Raw genomic sequence first — 14561 nt, 5'->3', positions numbered from 1 at the left:
AGCGTTACTTTCCCTGGCCTGTGGTGCGGTTGGCATTGTTCTTCTGTTCCTGTGCGGCGGCCGCGCGTGACTCGGCGATGCCGACCGCGCGCGCCGATGCAGCCTTCTCGTCCTTCTGCAGTTCCAGCGGCTGGAACGAGCCCTCGGGGGCCAGCCAGCCGCCGCTGAATCCGGCGCGCTCCAGCCCCTTGCGGATGTAGGGGTTCTTCTTCATGACTTCCCACACGAAGTCGTTGCGGTAATTGGCGATCATGGTCAGGATCGGGCCCTGGTCGATGGCGATGTAGTCGCTGGCGACCCAGCCACGATCCGGCACCAGGCGCCCGGTCTTGATCGGAATGTCGTAGCTGAAGCTGGGATTGAACGAATCCAGGAAGCCGTAGCTGGAATAGATGTAATCGCCGAAGCGCTTGTGCATCTCCAGCGTGGCCGGAATGACCTGCTCCGGGGCGAACACGATCGAGGCCACCGCCGCGGTCGGCGCGATGGTGCCGTCGTCGAAGTTCTCGCGCAGGCCGGCGCCGCGCGAGGAGTAGTGGCGGAACTGGCGCTGCTCGCCGCGATATTCCTGGGTGGTGTTCTGCGGACCATCGCTGGCGGTCAGTCCCCACACGTTCTCACCGTACTCCTTCCACTGCATCGGGTTGGCGATGGCGTACTCGCGCTGGGCCAACGCGGCCGAGCGGCTGTTGAGGAAGTAGGTGCTGCCGCGCTCGCGCATGTAGGCATCCTGGATATCGCGGAAATCGATCCAGACATGGCTGTACTGGTGGCCGAACAGTGGCCCGAAGGACAGGTATTCCTGGCCCTGGTAGACGCCCCAGTCGTTGTCGTAGGTCCGGGTCCACACCGTCCATGCGTCGGGGCTGACCGGATGGGTGGGCGAGCCGAGGGCAAGGATGTACACCATCATCGCCTCGTTGTAGCCCATCCAGTCGTGGTCGATGAAGCCGCTTTCGGGGAACCAGCCCATCGAGATCAGCGGCGCGCGCTGCTGCAGCCACGGCCAGTCGATCTTCCTGTACAGGGTATCGGCAATCTGCCGGATTTCCTTCTCGCGCGGATCATCGCCGTCGTAATAGGACTGCGCGAACAGCACGCCCATCATCAGCAGCGCGGTATCCACCGACGACAGTTCGACCCAGCTGTCGTAGCGGCGGCCTTCCTGCATGTCCAGGAAGTGATAGTAGAAGCCCTTGTAGCCGGCTTTGCCGGTGCGCTGCGGGCCCATCGGCACGTCACGGAAGAACTTCAGCGTCGTCAGCGTGCGGTCGATCGCCTGGTTGCGGCTGACCCAGCCATTCTCGATGCCGATCGGATAGGCGGTGAGCGCGAAGCCGACCGAGGCGATGCTGGCGAACGGGCGTGACGGATAACGGTCCGGTGTCAGGCCGTTCACTTCATTGGTGGTGTCCCAGAAAAACTGGAAGGTGCGGCGTTCAATGTCATCGAACAGCGGCGGCAGTTCCGGCTTCATCGGCCGCGGCGGTGCGTCGGCCTCGATCAGGATCACCGGCGGCCGGGGTTTGGCGGGCTCCTGCTGGGCCGGCTTGCAGGCGGCGATGGCCAGGGTCATCGCTGCGGCGGACAACAGGTGGCGTGCCTGCATGGCGCGGTTCCTCCGGTGGACTGATCGATGGGAAAGCATAACGTCCAATGATCTGAAATCGTTTACAAACCACACATTTAAAAAAGCCACGGGAACGTGGCCTGACAGCGCGATCATCGCAGTTGCCGATGCCGCCGGCGAACCGGCGGCATCGACTCCTGCAGCAGGCATACCCGCTTAGAAGCGGAAGCCCACTTCCGCCTTGATCTGGCGGGGCGTACCGATGATGTCACCGGTCTCGTTGTAGCTGGCCTGCAGCTTGCCGTTGGTCTTGACGTAGTTGTAGGTGGAGAAGTTGTCGAAATCGAACACGTTGATGATGTCCAGACGAGCGTACAGCTCGGTATCACCCGGCATCTTGAACGTCTTCGTCGCCTGCAGGTCGACCGAGCGGTAGCCGAAGATCTTGCCACCCACCAGGAACTTGCCGTTGGCGTTGGGCACGGCCGCCTGCGGGGTCGGCAGGGTGTAGCCGCTGGCCTGCGGCACGGGGTACCAGTCGTTGACGGCCGTCGGCGTTGCCAGGGTGATCTTGCCGCCGAAGGTGATGCCCCAGAAGCCCGCGTACGAACCGGTCACCACCAGGCGGTGACGAGGGGCACCGTTGGAACGGATGGTCGGGTAATCGCCGATCAGGCCGCGGTCGAACGCGTACTTCTCGTTGATGTCGCGGTTGTGGCGTGCGGTGGTCCAGGTGTAGGCGATCGAGGTGCCCCAGCCGCTTTCCTTGGTGAACGGCTTCTGCGCCGACAGCAGGACCTGGGTGGCGCGGGTCTTGATGCCCTGCTGGCCGATGATCAGGCTGCCGAAGCCCGGCACGTTGCAGCTCCAGGCCTGGCTCAGGCCCGGCTCGGTACCGCCGCACAGGCGCGGATCATCGAAGAACTGGCCGGTCGGGTAACGGTTGCCCAGGGTGAAGGCGAAACCGTCGTAGCTCAGGGTGCGGGCGATGGTGGCATCGGTCAGCCAGTCACCGATCTGGTTGCTCATGCCCAGGCTGAACTGATCCGAGTACGGTGCCTTCAGCTTGTTGTTCAGCAGGTCGACCTCCAGGCCGGCGTTGCTGGTCGATCCCACCAGCGCCTGCAGGTTGCCGATGCCGTTGAGCAGGTTCGGATTCCAGTCGTAGCAGGCGGCCTGACCGTTGATGCAGGTCCCGGTGGCCGGGTTGCGGAAGTAGATGGTCGGCTGCGGCAGGGCCAGCTTGGTGGTCTCCAGCTGCAGGTTGTCGAACAGGTCGCGGTCGTAGGAACGGCCGGCACCACCGTGGATCACATGCTGCTCGTCGGCGTTGATGTCATACGAGAAGCCCAGGCGCGGCTGCCAGGCATCCTTGAATGCCTTGCGGTTGTGACCGTTGCTGATGTAGTCGCTGATGTCCAGGCCGCCCAGCGCCAGCGAATCGGCGTAGGTCTGGCCGGCGGGTGCGCGCGGATCCTGCGAATAGATGGCATCGACCACCTGCTGCGGTGTCACGAAGTCCAGGTAGGACGGGGTCTTCTCGTAGTCCCAGCGCAGGCCGATGTTCAGCTGCAGGTGGTCATTGACCTGCCAGTCGTCCTGGATGAACACGCCGTACTGCTTGGACTTGGAGCGTACTTCGCCGGACACGCCCGACACGCCGGTCACCGGCTTGACGAACTGCGCCTTGTACGGAATGGAATCCGGGAAGTCCGGATCACCCAGGGTGTAGGTGAAGGTCGGGTTGATCTGCGCCGCATCGGAAGCGTACAGGTCGATCTGCTTGTACTTCACGCCCATCTTGATGGTGTGGTCGCCCGCCCACTGGATGCCATCCAGGGTCAGGTTGTCTTCGATCGACCAGCCCTTCTGGCCCTTCACCTGCGAGTCCAGTGCCGAGGCGCCACCGATCTTCACGATCGTGCGGTCTTCAGGACCGTCCGGCGCGGTGTAGGTGATGCCGTTGGCCAGGGTCAGCGGGGTCGGGTTGTTGAACGAATCTTCGTGGGTGACCATCAATTCGTTGTAGTAGCGCTCGCCGCTGTGGTTCCAGCGCAGCGCGTAACGACGGTCGGTATTGACCACTTCACGGCCGGCTTCCGGCGAGGTCTGGCCACTGAACTGCGACTGCGTTTCGTCGCGGTCCTGGAAGGTCAGCTCGATGCGATCGTTGTCGGTCGGCTCGAAGTCGATCTTGCCGAAGATCAGGTCCTGCTGGAACGGCTGGCTGGCCGGGCCGAGACCGGCGGCGCCGGCGGGCGGCAGCAGACCGGCGGCACCGGTGACCGCACCGTCCGGTGCGATGGTGACCGGCAGGTCGAAGCGCTTGGCTTCGTAGGTTACGAAGAAGTGGGCCTTGTCCTGGATGATCGGGCCGCCCAGCGCGAAGCCGTATTCCTTCTCGGCCGACACCTGCTTGTCCTTGCCGCCCTGGCGTTCGGCCGGGGTCTTGGCGCGCATGTCCTCGTCGGTGTAGCGATAGAACGCCTCACCCTTGAATTCGTTGGTGCCGGACTTGGTCGCGGCGGTCACCGCAGCGCTCGAGACCTGGCCGTACTCGGCCTTGTAGTTGCCGCTGATGACCTTGTATTCGCCAATGGCCAGCTGCGGGAAGGGGTTGCCGGCGCTGCCGGACTGGCCGGCCACACCGCCGCCCTTGACGTAGCTCTTCTGGCCCACGCCATCGATGTACACGTTGGTGCCATCGGCATTGGTGGCGCCGCCGCGCAGCGAGGTGTTGCCCTTCGCATCACGGGTGAAGATCAGGCCCGGCACCGCATCGGCGAACTCCAGGAAGTTGCGCGACACCTGCGGAGTGGTCTGGATCTGCTGCAGGCTGACGGTCTTGCCGACTTCGGACGTGCGCACTTCCTGCAGCAGGGTCGGCGCGACGACGTTGACGGTGTCCAGGTTGGTGGCCGCGGTTGAACCCGGGGTACTGCTGGCAGCGCCAGCGAAGTTCAGGGTGGCGGTGGAGGCCACGGTCACGGTGACCTTCTGGGTCTGGCCGTTGGCCACCACGTCGTAGGTGCCCGGGTCCAGGCCCATCAGCGAGTAGCTGCCGTCGGCGCGGACGGTGCCGCGGCGCACGGTGCCGGTCGCAACGTTGGTGGCGGTGACCTCCGAACCGGCCTGTGCGCCGGCAACCTGGCCGCGCAGGCTGGCGTTGGCCGACTGCGCCAGGGCGTTCGGGGCGGTGGCCAGCATCAGGCAGCTGACCAGTGCGGTGCTCAGCAGCCGGCGCGCCGGCGTGCGGATAGTGGAATGCATCATCAACTCAATCTCCGGGTGGCGGCGACCGCGTGTGCGGTCCCCTGCGATCAATCAAAAAAGAAGGAACGCCTCCGGCTTCAACGGCCGGATGGCGGAGTGGTGGAATCGCGAACAACGAGACGGGGTACCAGGGTCTGCTTGTCCCCGGCCCCTTCCGTGGAGGTGCCGTCCATCAACTGCATCAGGCGCGTCATCGCCCGATCGCCGAGCTCGGCGATGCTGACCTGCATGGTGGTCAGCGACGGGTGAACGAAACGTGCCAGCGGAATGTCATCAAAACCCGCCAGGGCGACATCGGACGGAACATGGACGCCTGCCTGCGCGAAGGCGTACAGGCAGCCAAGTGCCATCATGTCGTTGGCGGCGAACACGGCATCGGGCAGCGTGCCGGCTGCCAACAACTCCTGACCGGCACGATGGCCGGAAGCTTCGTCGAAATCACCGGGCAGCTCGATGCCTTCGGCGCTGCCGCCGGCAGCCGCCAGCGCGTCACGGAAGCCGCGCAGGCGCTCGCGCGCGTCGAAGTTGAGGTCCGGGCCAGAAATGAAGGCGATGCGCCGGTGACCGGCGTCGAGCAGATGACGGGTCATCGCCATTGCGCCCGCGTGGTCGTCGATGCTCAACACCGGATGATCCTGCCCAGGCAGGTACGTGTTGATCAGTACGGTGGGCAGCGACTGCGGCAGGTTGTCGGTCAGGAAGCCGGGGCTCTCCGCATAGGGCGAGAGCACCAGCAGGCCATCGACACGCCCGCGCATGGCGCGCAGGGCAGCACCCTGCTGCTCCTGGTCGCCGTGGTAGCTGGACACCAGCAGATGCTGGCGGCGACTGCGGGCAACGCCGTCGATGCCGCGCATCAGCTCGGAGAAGAACTCGCCGTACAGGTCCGGCAGCACCACGCCGACCGTGTTGGTGCGGCGGCTGCTCAGGCTGCGGGCGGCGGCGTGCGGGGTGTAACGCAGCCGTGCGGCCACCTCCAGCACAAGCTGGCGGACCGGTTCGGCGACATTTTCATGCCCGTTGAGCGCGCGGGAAACCGTAGCCACGGAGACCCGGGCTTCGCGTGCGACATCCTTGATTGTAATGGCTGCCTTGTTCACGAAGCCGCCCTCCACGGCTTGGACCTACCAGCATTGGCGCGGAATGTAAGCGTTTCCATCTGGGCTTGTAAACTGTCCGTTAGACGAATGTCCTGAAATGGACATGGAAATCTGTCCCTGACGGTCCACGCACGGACCGGCAATGACAGTGCGGGACAAGGGCTCAGCCCTGTTCTGACGGTGCCAGCGCGCGGATGGACAGCGCGTGGATGTCGGTCTCCATCATCGCGCCCAACGCCGCGTATACCGCGCGGTGGCGGGCCAGCGGGCCGAGGCCGGTAAAGCGCTCGCTGACCACATGCACGTTGAAATGGCCACGGCCATCGCGCGCGCCAGCGTGGCCGGCATGACGATGACTGTCGTCCTCGATCTCGAGCACGCTCGGGGCCAGCGCCTGCTGCAGCGCATCACGGATCCGCTCGATCCGGTCCGCGTTCACGGCAGCACCTGGCGGAAGGGCCGCACCTGCACCCTTTCATAGACACCTGCGGCCACATAGGGGTCCGCATCGGCCCAGGCCTGCGCCTCCGGCAGCGACCCGAAGCGGGCGATCACCACCGAACCACTGAACCCCGCCGGGCCTGGATCTTCGCTGTCGATCGCCGGACAAGGGCCGGCCAGCAGCAGTCTCCCCTCATCACGCAGCGCGTGCAGCCGCGCCAGGTGTTCCGGCCGGGCCTGCAGCCGTTGCGTCAGCACGTCCTGGCCGTCATAGCCTTCAATCACATACCACACCGGCATTTCCTCGCTCGCGTTGTCGGGTCCGCCGATTCTAGCCAAAGCCCCCTCGCCCTGGCCGCGGCTGGACACTGGCGCGGCAAAGGCTTACCCTAGAGTCCATTGCACGTGGCTGGATGCAGCAACCCGTCGGTTTTTGCGGCCAACGCAGCCCCCGACGACCGACCTGCCGCTTCCGGGCAGGCCACGTAGACGACCTCCCCGTAGTCCCGTCGCTGCCGTCTCCTGCGGCGCGTCCTGCTGTTTGATATGTGTGGAATCGCGCCGAGACAGGCGCGCCTGGTGCCTTGGGGCCCGCGGTGCACGCGCGGCGCCGGGTGCCGCGACTGGTCCGTTGCAATCCTGATGTCCATTAGATGACTTCCGAACTCGCGCTCGACGCGAACCCGCCAACCCGGCCGCCCGCCCCCCAGCAGCAGGAAATGCCGCTGGCCGTCGTGCATGGGCAACCGGTCCTGCAGATCCCGCAGGACCTGTACATCCCGCCGGACGCGCTGGAAGTCATCCTGGATGCCTTCGAAGGTCCGCTGGACCTGCTGCTGTACCTGATCCGCCGGCAGAACCTGGACGTGCTGGACATCCCCGTGGCCGAGATCACCCGGCAGTACGTGGAGTACATCACCGTGATGCGCGAGCTGCGCTTCGAACTGGCGGCCGAGTATCTGGTGATGGCAGCGATCCTGGCCGAGGTGAAGTCGCGCATGCTGCTGCCGCGCCCGGTCAGCGACGAAGGCGATGAAGCCGATCCGCGCGCCGAACTGGTGCGCCGGCTGCAGGAGTACGAACGTTTCAAGCAGGCGGCGGAGGACATCGATGCCCTGCCCCGCCAGGACCGGGACACCACGGTGGCCCATGCCTTCATGCCCGAACGCGCCACGGTGAAACTGCCGCCGCCGGTGGATCTGAAGGAGATGCTGCTGGCGCTGCACGATGTGCTCAAGCGCGCCGAGCTGTTCAGCGGCCACGCGATCAAGCGCGAGGCGCTGAGCGTGAGGCAGCGCATGGGCGAAGTGCTCGGCCGCATGGAAGACGGCAGGTTCTACCGTTTTGAAAGCCTGTTCACTGCTGAAGAAGGCAAGCTGGGCGTGCTGGTCACCTTCCTGGCCGTGCTGGAACTGGCCAAGGAGCAACTGCTGGACATCGTCCAGGAGGAACCGCTGGCGGCGATCTACGTGAAGTCGCTGGCGGCCGGCAACACCAATGCCCCGCTGCAGTTCAGCAGCGAGTTCGACGACAACGACGCCGCCAACGAGAACGAGTGAGCGCTGCCTGCCGATGGATCAACCGCTGATCAACCGCATTGTCGAAGGTGCCCTGCTGGCCTCCAGCCAGCCGCTGACCCTGGCCCAGCTGAAGGACCTGTTCCCGGAAGAGGAACCAGCGCCGCCGGGCAGCATCGAACGTGCGCTGGAGCACCTGCGCGAAGGCTGCGAAGGCCGCGGCGTGGAACTGGTCGAGGTCGCCTCGGGCTTCCGCTACCAGGTCACCGGCGAGGTGCATGGCTGGATCAGCCGGCTGTGGACCGAACGCAAGACCCGCTACACCCGTGCCACCCTGGAAACGCTGGCGCTGATCGCCTACCGGCAACCGATCACCCGCGGCGAGATCGAGCAGGTGCGCGGCGTCGCTGTCAGCAGCAACATCATCCAGGCACTGGAAGAACGCGAATGGATCCGCGTCGTCGGCCACCGCGACGTGCCCGGCAAGCCGGCACTGTTCGGCACCACCAAGGGCTTCCTGGATTACTTCGGCCTCAAGCGCCTGGATGAGCTGCCGCCGCTGTCGGAGTTGAAGGACCTGGGCGAGCTGGAACCACAGCTGGCCCTGGACCGCGATGCACCGGCTGCCGCCAGCGCCGACGGCCCCGACGTTTCGGCCGAGCCGGACGGGGCCGCCAATGATGATGCCGGCCTGGCCGGTGGCAACACCCCGCATTCCGCCGACGCAGTCCCTGCGGCGGCCACCGATGAGCAAGCACCTTCGCCCCTCGATGATGGGCACCCCGATTCCGCGCCGGGCGAGCGCGCGGTGCCAGTGAACGAACGCGAAGACAACGCCGTCGCGACGACGACCGTGGCTGTTGACCAAGCCGATTCCGAACCAGAGGCCGACCTCGAAACCGTCGGCCGGAGCAAAACTGATGAGTGACACCCCTCGCAAGCTGTCGTTGAACAAGCTCTCGCTCAAGCGCGAAGCCACCTCCGAACAGTTCAAGTTGGAAGAACGCCTGCACAAGGTCCTGGCCCAGGCTGGCCTTGGCTCGCGCCGCGCGCTGGAACAGCGCATCGCCGAAGGCCTGGTCAAGGTCAACGGTGAAGTTGCGCAGACCGGCATGTCGGTCAAGAGCGGCGACAAGATCGAACTGGACGGCCGCGGCTTCGTCGCCACGGCGCTGTCCGAACCCTCGCGCGTGCTGGTCTACAACAAGCCGGAAGGCGAAGTGACCACCCGCGAAGACCCCGAAGGCCGTCCGACCGTGTTCGAATCGCTGCCGCCGCTGAAGGGCGCGCGCTGGATCGCGATCGGTCGCCTCGACATCAACACCACCGGCCTGCTGCTGGCGACCACCGACGGTGAACTGGCCAACGCGATGATGCACCCGTCCTTCGAGGTCGAGCGCGAGTACGTGGTCCGCGTGCGTGCACCGGAAGGCCAGGAAAAGGTGGCCGATGCCATCGTCGAACGCCTTGCCCGTGGCGTCGCGCTGGAAGACGGCCCGGCCAAGTTCGACGAGATCGAACGCATCGGCGGTACCGATTCGCACGACTGGTTCCGCGTCGTGGTCAAGGAAGGCCGCAACCGCGAAGTGCGCCGCCTGTGGGAATCGCAGGGCTGCCAGGTCAGTCGCCTCAAGCGCACCCGCTACGGCCGGGTCAGCCTGCCGCGCGAACTGGCCCGTGGCCAGTCGGTCGAGCTGCCGAGCGCCCAGGTCGAAGCACTGCGTGCTGAACTGAAGCTGGAAGAAGGCGCTCCGTCGGCCCTCACCCTGCAGCCGGTGATCGGCCAGCGCCGCGCCGCCAAGACCACCGTGCGCGTGCGTGAAGGTGGCCGTGGCAACGCCTATGTCAATGGCCACAGCACGGCCGACGAAGGGCGCGAACTGCGCCGTTTCGACACCCTGCGCGAAGACCGTGGCCGTGGACGCAACGGCAAGGGGGGCGGCTTCAAGGGCGGCCTCACGGTCAGCGGCGAGGCCGCGGCCAAGCAGTCGCAGAAGCCGTTCAAGCAGCGCAAGCCGAAGAATGACCGTTCGCTGCCGGAAGGCAATCCGGCTGCGTTCCGCACCTGGTACGTGCCCGATGGCGTCAGCACCGGCCCGAGCGGCCACCGCAACGCCGGTCCGGGCGCGCGTGGTCCGGGCGGCGGCCAGGGCCGTCCTTATGGCAAGCCGAAGGGTCCGGGCGCCGCAGGCGGCCAGGGTCGCGGTGGCGCCGGTGGCCAGGGCCGTCCCGGCGCGGGCAACCGCAGCCAGGGCGCGCAGGGCAACAAGCATCCGTACGGGCATCCGGGCAACGCCCCGAGCTTCCCGTCCGACCACGCCAACCCCGGCTTCAATCCGTATGGCAGCCCGAAGCCGGCGCAGGGTGCTCGTCCGGGCAGCCGCGGTCCCGGCGGCGGCAACCGTGGCCCGGGTGGCCCCGGTGGCAATCGCGGCCCCGGCGGTCCGGGGGGCAACCGCGGTGCGGGCGGCCCCGGCGGCAATCGTGGCCCGGGTGGCCCCCGTCGCGGCGGCCCGCGCGGCGGCTGATCGGCAGCACGCCTGACATGAAAAACCCCGGCATTGGCCGGGGTTTTTCGTTATCGGGTGCCGCTGCGACGGGAACCGGTCAACGCCGGCTGATGGTGAAGGCCGTGCCGTCCACACCCAGGTCCCAGCCCTTGCCGGTACCGGACAGCGCCAGCGAGATGTCGCCCTTGGTCATCACCTGCGCATTGCTGGATTTCACCGCACCGGCATGAGCCCCCACCGACGCGTAGGTACCGAGCAGTTCATCCACGCTGACGGCGCCGGTGAAGCTGCCGCGCCCGTCGGTGATCTTCGATTTGCCAACGGTCAGGCCACCGCCCTTCATCTGGATGCGCACCGGCAGACTGGCACCGTTGCTGCAGCTGACGGTGCCGGTGCCCGAGGCCGTCTTGTAGATCAGCGACCAGCCGGACAGGTTGTAGCGCAGGTGGCAGTCGAGGTTGCCACCGGCATGCGCGGCCGGAGCCAGGGAGGTGGCGGCCAGCGCCAGCAGCAGGGCAAGGGACTTGTTCATCGGCAGGACTTCCACAGCGTTCGGACTGCCGGCGAATCTAGCAGCGCGCGCGTGCAGGGTGAATGCAGGCGCGCGCGGTGATGCGGGCAGCGTTCAGTCCTTCGCTCAGGCCTGCACGTCCAGATGGAAGGCGTCGGCATCGAGCATCGCCGGGAAGCGCGCACGGTGCAGCGCCAGCGCGTCGGCCGAAATGGTGGTGGTCACCACCTGCTCGCGCTCGCGGATCTCCACCTGCGGCTGGCCGAGAAAATCCAGCACGGCGCTGTCTCCGGCATAGTGCAGCTGGTTGCCGTCCACGCCGACACGGTTGACCGCAGCGACGAAGCACAGGTTCTCGATGGCGCGTGCGCGCAGCAGTGTCTTCCACGCGTAGGCACGCGCCGAGGGCCAGTTGGCAACGAAGATCTGCAGATCGAAATCCAGCTGTTCGGGCCGTTCCACGTTGTAGCGGTTGCGGCAGAACACCGGGAACCGCAGGTCGTAGCAGACCTGCGGATTGATGCGCCAGCCCTTCCATTCCACGCAGAGCCGGTCGCGGCCGGCGGCATAGCGCTCGTGCTCGCCGCCATAGCGGAACAGGTGGCGCTTGTCGTAGTACTGCAGTCCACCGTCGGGGGTCGCGAACAGCAGCCGGTTGTACACGCCCGCGCCGTCGCGCAACTGCACACTGCCGACCACTGCCGCGTTCAAGGCCCTGGCCTGTTCGCGCACCCAGGCCACGGTCGGGCCATCCATGCCTTCAGCCTGGGCAATGGCCTCGTTGGAGAAGCCACTGGTGAAGGTCTCGGGCAGGATGACCAGATCTGTGGTGCCGGCGAGCGGCGCCAGCAGCGCGCCATAGTAGGTGCGGTTGCCGGCCGGGTCGTGCCAGCGGGTGTCGCCCTGGACGAGGGAAATGCGCAGATCCTGCATGGTCGTCACTCCGCTCACAGCAGGCGCAGGCGTTCGATCGCCGCGTCCAGGGTCGCCTCGTTCTTGGCGAAGCACAGCCGTACCAGGCGCTGGCCGGTCGGTGCGGTTTCGTAGAACGGCGACAGCGGGATGGCGGTGACGCCCTTCTCGATGGTCAGCCACTTCACGAACTCATGGTCGGGCAGATCGCTGATGGCCGAGTAATCGACCAGCTGGAAGTAGCCGCCCGGCACCGGCAGCGGCTTCAGCCGCGTACCGGCCAGCTGCTCGCGGAAGCGGTCACGCTTGGCCTGGTAGAACGCGCCCAGTTCCAGGTGGTGCTCCGGTTCGTCGCGGATCATCGCGGCAAAGCCATACTGGGCCGGGCCGAAGCTGGTGAAGGTGTTGTACTGGTGCACCTTGCGGAATTCCGCGGTCAGCAGCGGCGGCGCCACCGCATAACCGATCTTCCAGCCGGTGCAGTGGTAGGTCTTGCCGAAGCTGGAGATGACGAAGGTCCGCTCGCGCAGTTCCGGGTAGCGCAGCGCCGATTCGTGGCGGCGGCCATCGTAGATGATGTGCTCGTACACCTCATCGGAAATCAGGTAGATCTGCGTGCCACGCAGCACGTCGGCCAGCGCCTGCATGTCGGCCTCGTCCAGCATCGCACCGGAGGGGTTGTGCGGGGTGTTGACCATCAGCATGCGGGTGCGCGGCGTGATGGCCGCACGCACGCGGTCCCAGTCCACGGCGAACGTCTGCGGGTCCAGCGGCACGTGCACGGCGGTTGCGCCGGCCAGCTCGATGGCCGGCTCGTAGCAGTCATATGCGGGGTCCAGCACGATCACCTCCTCGCCGGCACGCACCACGGCGTGGATGGCGTTGAAGATGGCCTCGGTCGCGCCGCTGGTGACGGTGATTTCGGTGTCCGGGTCGACCTGGGCGCCATACAGGTCCAGTGACTTCTGCGCGATGGCCTGGCGCAGCGGAGCCACACCGGTCATCGGCGGATACTGGTTCAGGCCGGCCGCCATCGCCCTGGCGGTTTCGTCGATCAGGCGCTGCGGCGCGGAAAAATCCGGAAACCCCTGGCCCAGATTGACTGCACCGTGCTCGGCAGCGAGCTGGGACATGACGGTGAAGATGGTGGTACCGACCTTGGGCAGCTTGGTGGTGGGTTGCATCGGCCTGGGCTAATGGGAACAAGGGCTGGAAGTGTACGAAATCCGGACCCGGCCTGCGGCGCGGGCCGGTCGTGACGGGTCATGCCGGGCGGCTGTTTGCACATGCCCTTTCAGCGGGATACCGCGCTTGACGCTCGCCGGGCGTGGCCCGGCGCTACCGGGCGGATTTCATCGCTACAATTGCCGCCGCACTCCGGCATGAAGATCCCTGCCCCTTGGACACCCCTGCATTGCTGGCCGCCAGCGGCCTGAGCTTCTCGCGCAATGACGCGCCCGTGTTCGGCCCGCTGGACTTCCACGTGGATGCTGGCGAGGCGCTGCTCGTGCAGGGCGGCAACGGTGCCGGCAAGACCACCCTGCTGCGCGTGCTCGCCGGCCTTGCGCGACCCGGCGCCGGCCAGGTGCGGATCGACGGCAGGCCCGCCAGCAACGCCGAACGGGCGCGCTACGTCGCCTATCTCAGCCATCTTCCCGCGCTGAAGCCGGACCTGGACACACTGGAGAACCTGCACTTCCTGTGCGGCCTGCACGGGCGCCGGGCGCGGCAGATGCCGGGCAATGCGCTGGCCATCGTCGGCCTGGCCGGGTATGAGGACACCCTGGTGCGGCACCTGTCGGCCGGACAGAAGCGGCGGCTGGCGCTGGCCCGCATCTGGCTCTCGCCCGCCCCGCTGTGGCTGCTCGACGAGCCCTACGCCAACCTCGACCTGGAGGGCATCACCCTGGTCAACCGGATGATTTCGGCACACCTGCGTGCCGGTGGCGCCGCCCTGGTCACCACCCATGGGGCCTACGCCGCACCACCGGTGCGTACCCGCCAGCTCGACCTCGGCGGTGCCGCATGATCGCCCCGGGTACCGAACCGGGCCTGTGGCAGACCGCGCGCGCCCTGGTCAGGCGTGACCTGCGCCTGCTCTGGCGCCGCCGCGGCGATGCGTTGCAGCCGCTGCTGTTCGCCCTGCTGGTGGTGGTGCTGTTCGCACTGGCACAGGGACGCGATCCACAACCGCTGGCGGCGACCGCTGGTGCGGTGCTGTGGCTGGCGGTGCTGCTGGCCGGGCAGCTTGCGCTGGATTCGCTGTTCCGCTCCGACGCGGAGGATGGCTCGCTGGAGCAATGGCTGCTGGCACCGGTGCCACTGGCGTGGCTGGTGCTGGTGCGGGTGCTGCTGCACTGGGCCACCACGGCCCTGCCACTGATCGTACTGAGCCCGCTGCTGGCGGAAATGCTGCATCTGCCGCATGACCAGCTGCCGATGTTGCTGGCATCGTTGCTGCTGGGAACACCGTTGCTGAGCCTGATCGGTGGTGTGGTCGCTGCACTGACCGTGGGCATCCGGCGCTCTGGTATTCTCGTGGCGTTGCTGTCGTTGCCGTTGTACGTACCGGTGCTGGTCTTCGGTGCAGGCAGCCTGGCTGCAGCCAGCCGTGGACAGGATCCGGTCGGCGCGCTGCTGATGCTGGGTGCCGGCCTGCTGGTGGCACTGGTGCTGGCACCGCTGGCGACTGCCGCTGCGATTCGTATTTCTCTGAGTTGATCGAGC

The 14561-nt window shown here is 66.7% G+C and carries 13 protein-coding genes; 5 read left to right on the top strand and 8 right to left on the bottom strand.

From position 1 onward, the window contains the following. Positions 1–4: 4 nt before the first annotated feature. The 5 genes from IMX13_RS07950 to IMX13_RS07930 form a co-directional block, all read right to left on the bottom strand. Complete coding sequence (locus IMX13_RS07950) at positions 5–1609, bottom strand: glucoamylase family protein (protein ID WP_053516886.1); 1605 nt, start codon at positions 1607–1609, stop codon at positions 5–7. 177 nt (positions 1610–1786) lie between these two features. Further along, positions 1787–4843 carry a TonB-dependent receptor gene (locus IMX13_RS07945; RefSeq protein ID WP_193396147.1) on the bottom strand — a complete coding sequence of 1019 codons (3057 nt, stop codon included), beginning with the start codon at positions 4841–4843 and terminating at the stop codon, positions 1787–1789. Between the two features lie 77 nt (positions 4844–4920). Beyond that, a complete protein-coding gene (locus IMX13_RS07940) occupies positions 4921–5958 on the bottom strand; it encodes a LacI family DNA-binding transcriptional regulator (protein ID WP_053516884.1) in 1038 nt (345 codons plus the stop codon). Positions 5959–6106: 148 nt separating this feature from the next. Then, positions 6107–6382, bottom strand: coding sequence for a BolA family protein (locus IMX13_RS07935; protein ID WP_065181947.1), 276 nt, complete (start codon positions 6380–6382; stop codon positions 6107–6109). Next, the gene (locus tag IMX13_RS07930) at positions 6379–6678 is read right to left on the bottom strand and encodes a YciI family protein (RefSeq protein WP_053516934.1); all 300 of its coding nucleotides are present in this window, start codon (positions 6676–6678) and stop codon (positions 6379–6381) included. The genes IMX13_RS07935 and IMX13_RS07930 overlap by 4 nt, the downstream gene beginning before the upstream one ends. A 359-nt stretch (positions 6679–7037) precedes the next feature. Here IMX13_RS07930 and IMX13_RS07925 point away from each other — a divergent pair, with 359 nt between their 5' ends. The 3 genes from IMX13_RS07925 to IMX13_RS07915 are packed head-to-tail and all read left to right on the top strand — an operon-like array spanning position 7038 to position 10429. Further along, positions 7038–7943 carry a ScpA family protein gene (locus IMX13_RS07925; protein WP_053516881.1) on the top strand — a complete coding sequence of 302 codons (906 nt, stop codon included), beginning with the start codon at positions 7038–7040 and terminating at the stop codon, positions 7941–7943. A 13-nt stretch (positions 7944–7956) separates the two neighbouring features. Then, on the top strand, positions 7957–8829 hold the full coding sequence (gene scpB / locus IMX13_RS07920; protein WP_180875560.1) for an SMC-Scp complex subunit ScpB: 873 nt from the start codon (positions 7957–7959) through the stop codon (positions 8827–8829). Then, positions 8822–10429: a pseudouridine synthase gene (locus IMX13_RS07915; protein WP_193396146.1), complete on the top strand. Its 1608-nt coding sequence runs from the start codon at positions 8822–8824 to the stop codon at positions 10427–10429. Before scpB ends, IMX13_RS07915 begins: the two co-directional genes overlap by 8 nt. Positions 10430–10508: 79 nt before the next feature. On the opposite strand, the gene IMX13_RS07910 is transcribed toward IMX13_RS07915, so the two are convergent. The 3 genes from IMX13_RS07910 to IMX13_RS07900 all read right to left on the bottom strand — a co-directional run bounded on the left by IMX13_RS07910 (position 10509) and on the right by IMX13_RS07900 (position 13018). Next, a complete protein-coding gene (locus IMX13_RS07910) occupies positions 10509–10943 on the bottom strand; it encodes a hypothetical protein (RefSeq protein WP_053516878.1) in 435 nt (144 codons plus the stop codon). Positions 10944–11048: 105 nt separating this feature from the next. Then, on the bottom strand, positions 11049–11855 hold the full coding sequence (locus IMX13_RS07905; RefSeq protein ID WP_111186421.1) for an amidohydrolase: 807 nt from the start codon (positions 11853–11855) through the stop codon (positions 11049–11051). Between the two features lie 14 nt (positions 11856–11869). Beyond that, positions 11870–13018, bottom strand: a complete 1149-nt coding sequence (locus IMX13_RS07900) for a pyridoxal phosphate-dependent aminotransferase (RefSeq protein ID WP_180875558.1) — start codon at positions 13016–13018, stop codon at positions 11870–11872. A gap of 215 nt (positions 13019–13233) precedes the next feature. Here IMX13_RS07900 and ccmA point away from each other — a divergent pair, with 215 nt between their 5' ends. Together ccmA and ccmB are read left to right on the top strand one after the other, a co-directional pair. Next, positions 13234–13863, top strand: coding sequence for a heme ABC exporter ATP-binding protein CcmA (gene ccmA / locus IMX13_RS07895; protein WP_053516874.1), 630 nt, complete (start codon positions 13234–13236; stop codon positions 13861–13863). Beyond that, positions 13860–14555, top strand: coding sequence for a heme exporter protein CcmB (gene ccmB / locus IMX13_RS07890; RefSeq protein WP_053516872.1), 696 nt, complete (start codon positions 13860–13862; stop codon positions 14553–14555). Before ccmA ends, ccmB begins: the two co-directional genes overlap by 4 nt. Positions 14556–14561: the final 6 nt, after the last annotated feature.

Source organism: Stenotrophomonas sp. B2, assembly GCF_014947095.1.
GTDB lineage: Bacteria > Pseudomonadota > Gammaproteobacteria > Xanthomonadales > Xanthomonadaceae > Stenotrophomonas > Stenotrophomonas maltophilia_P.
This window is presented reverse-complemented; position numbering and strand designations above follow the sequence as displayed.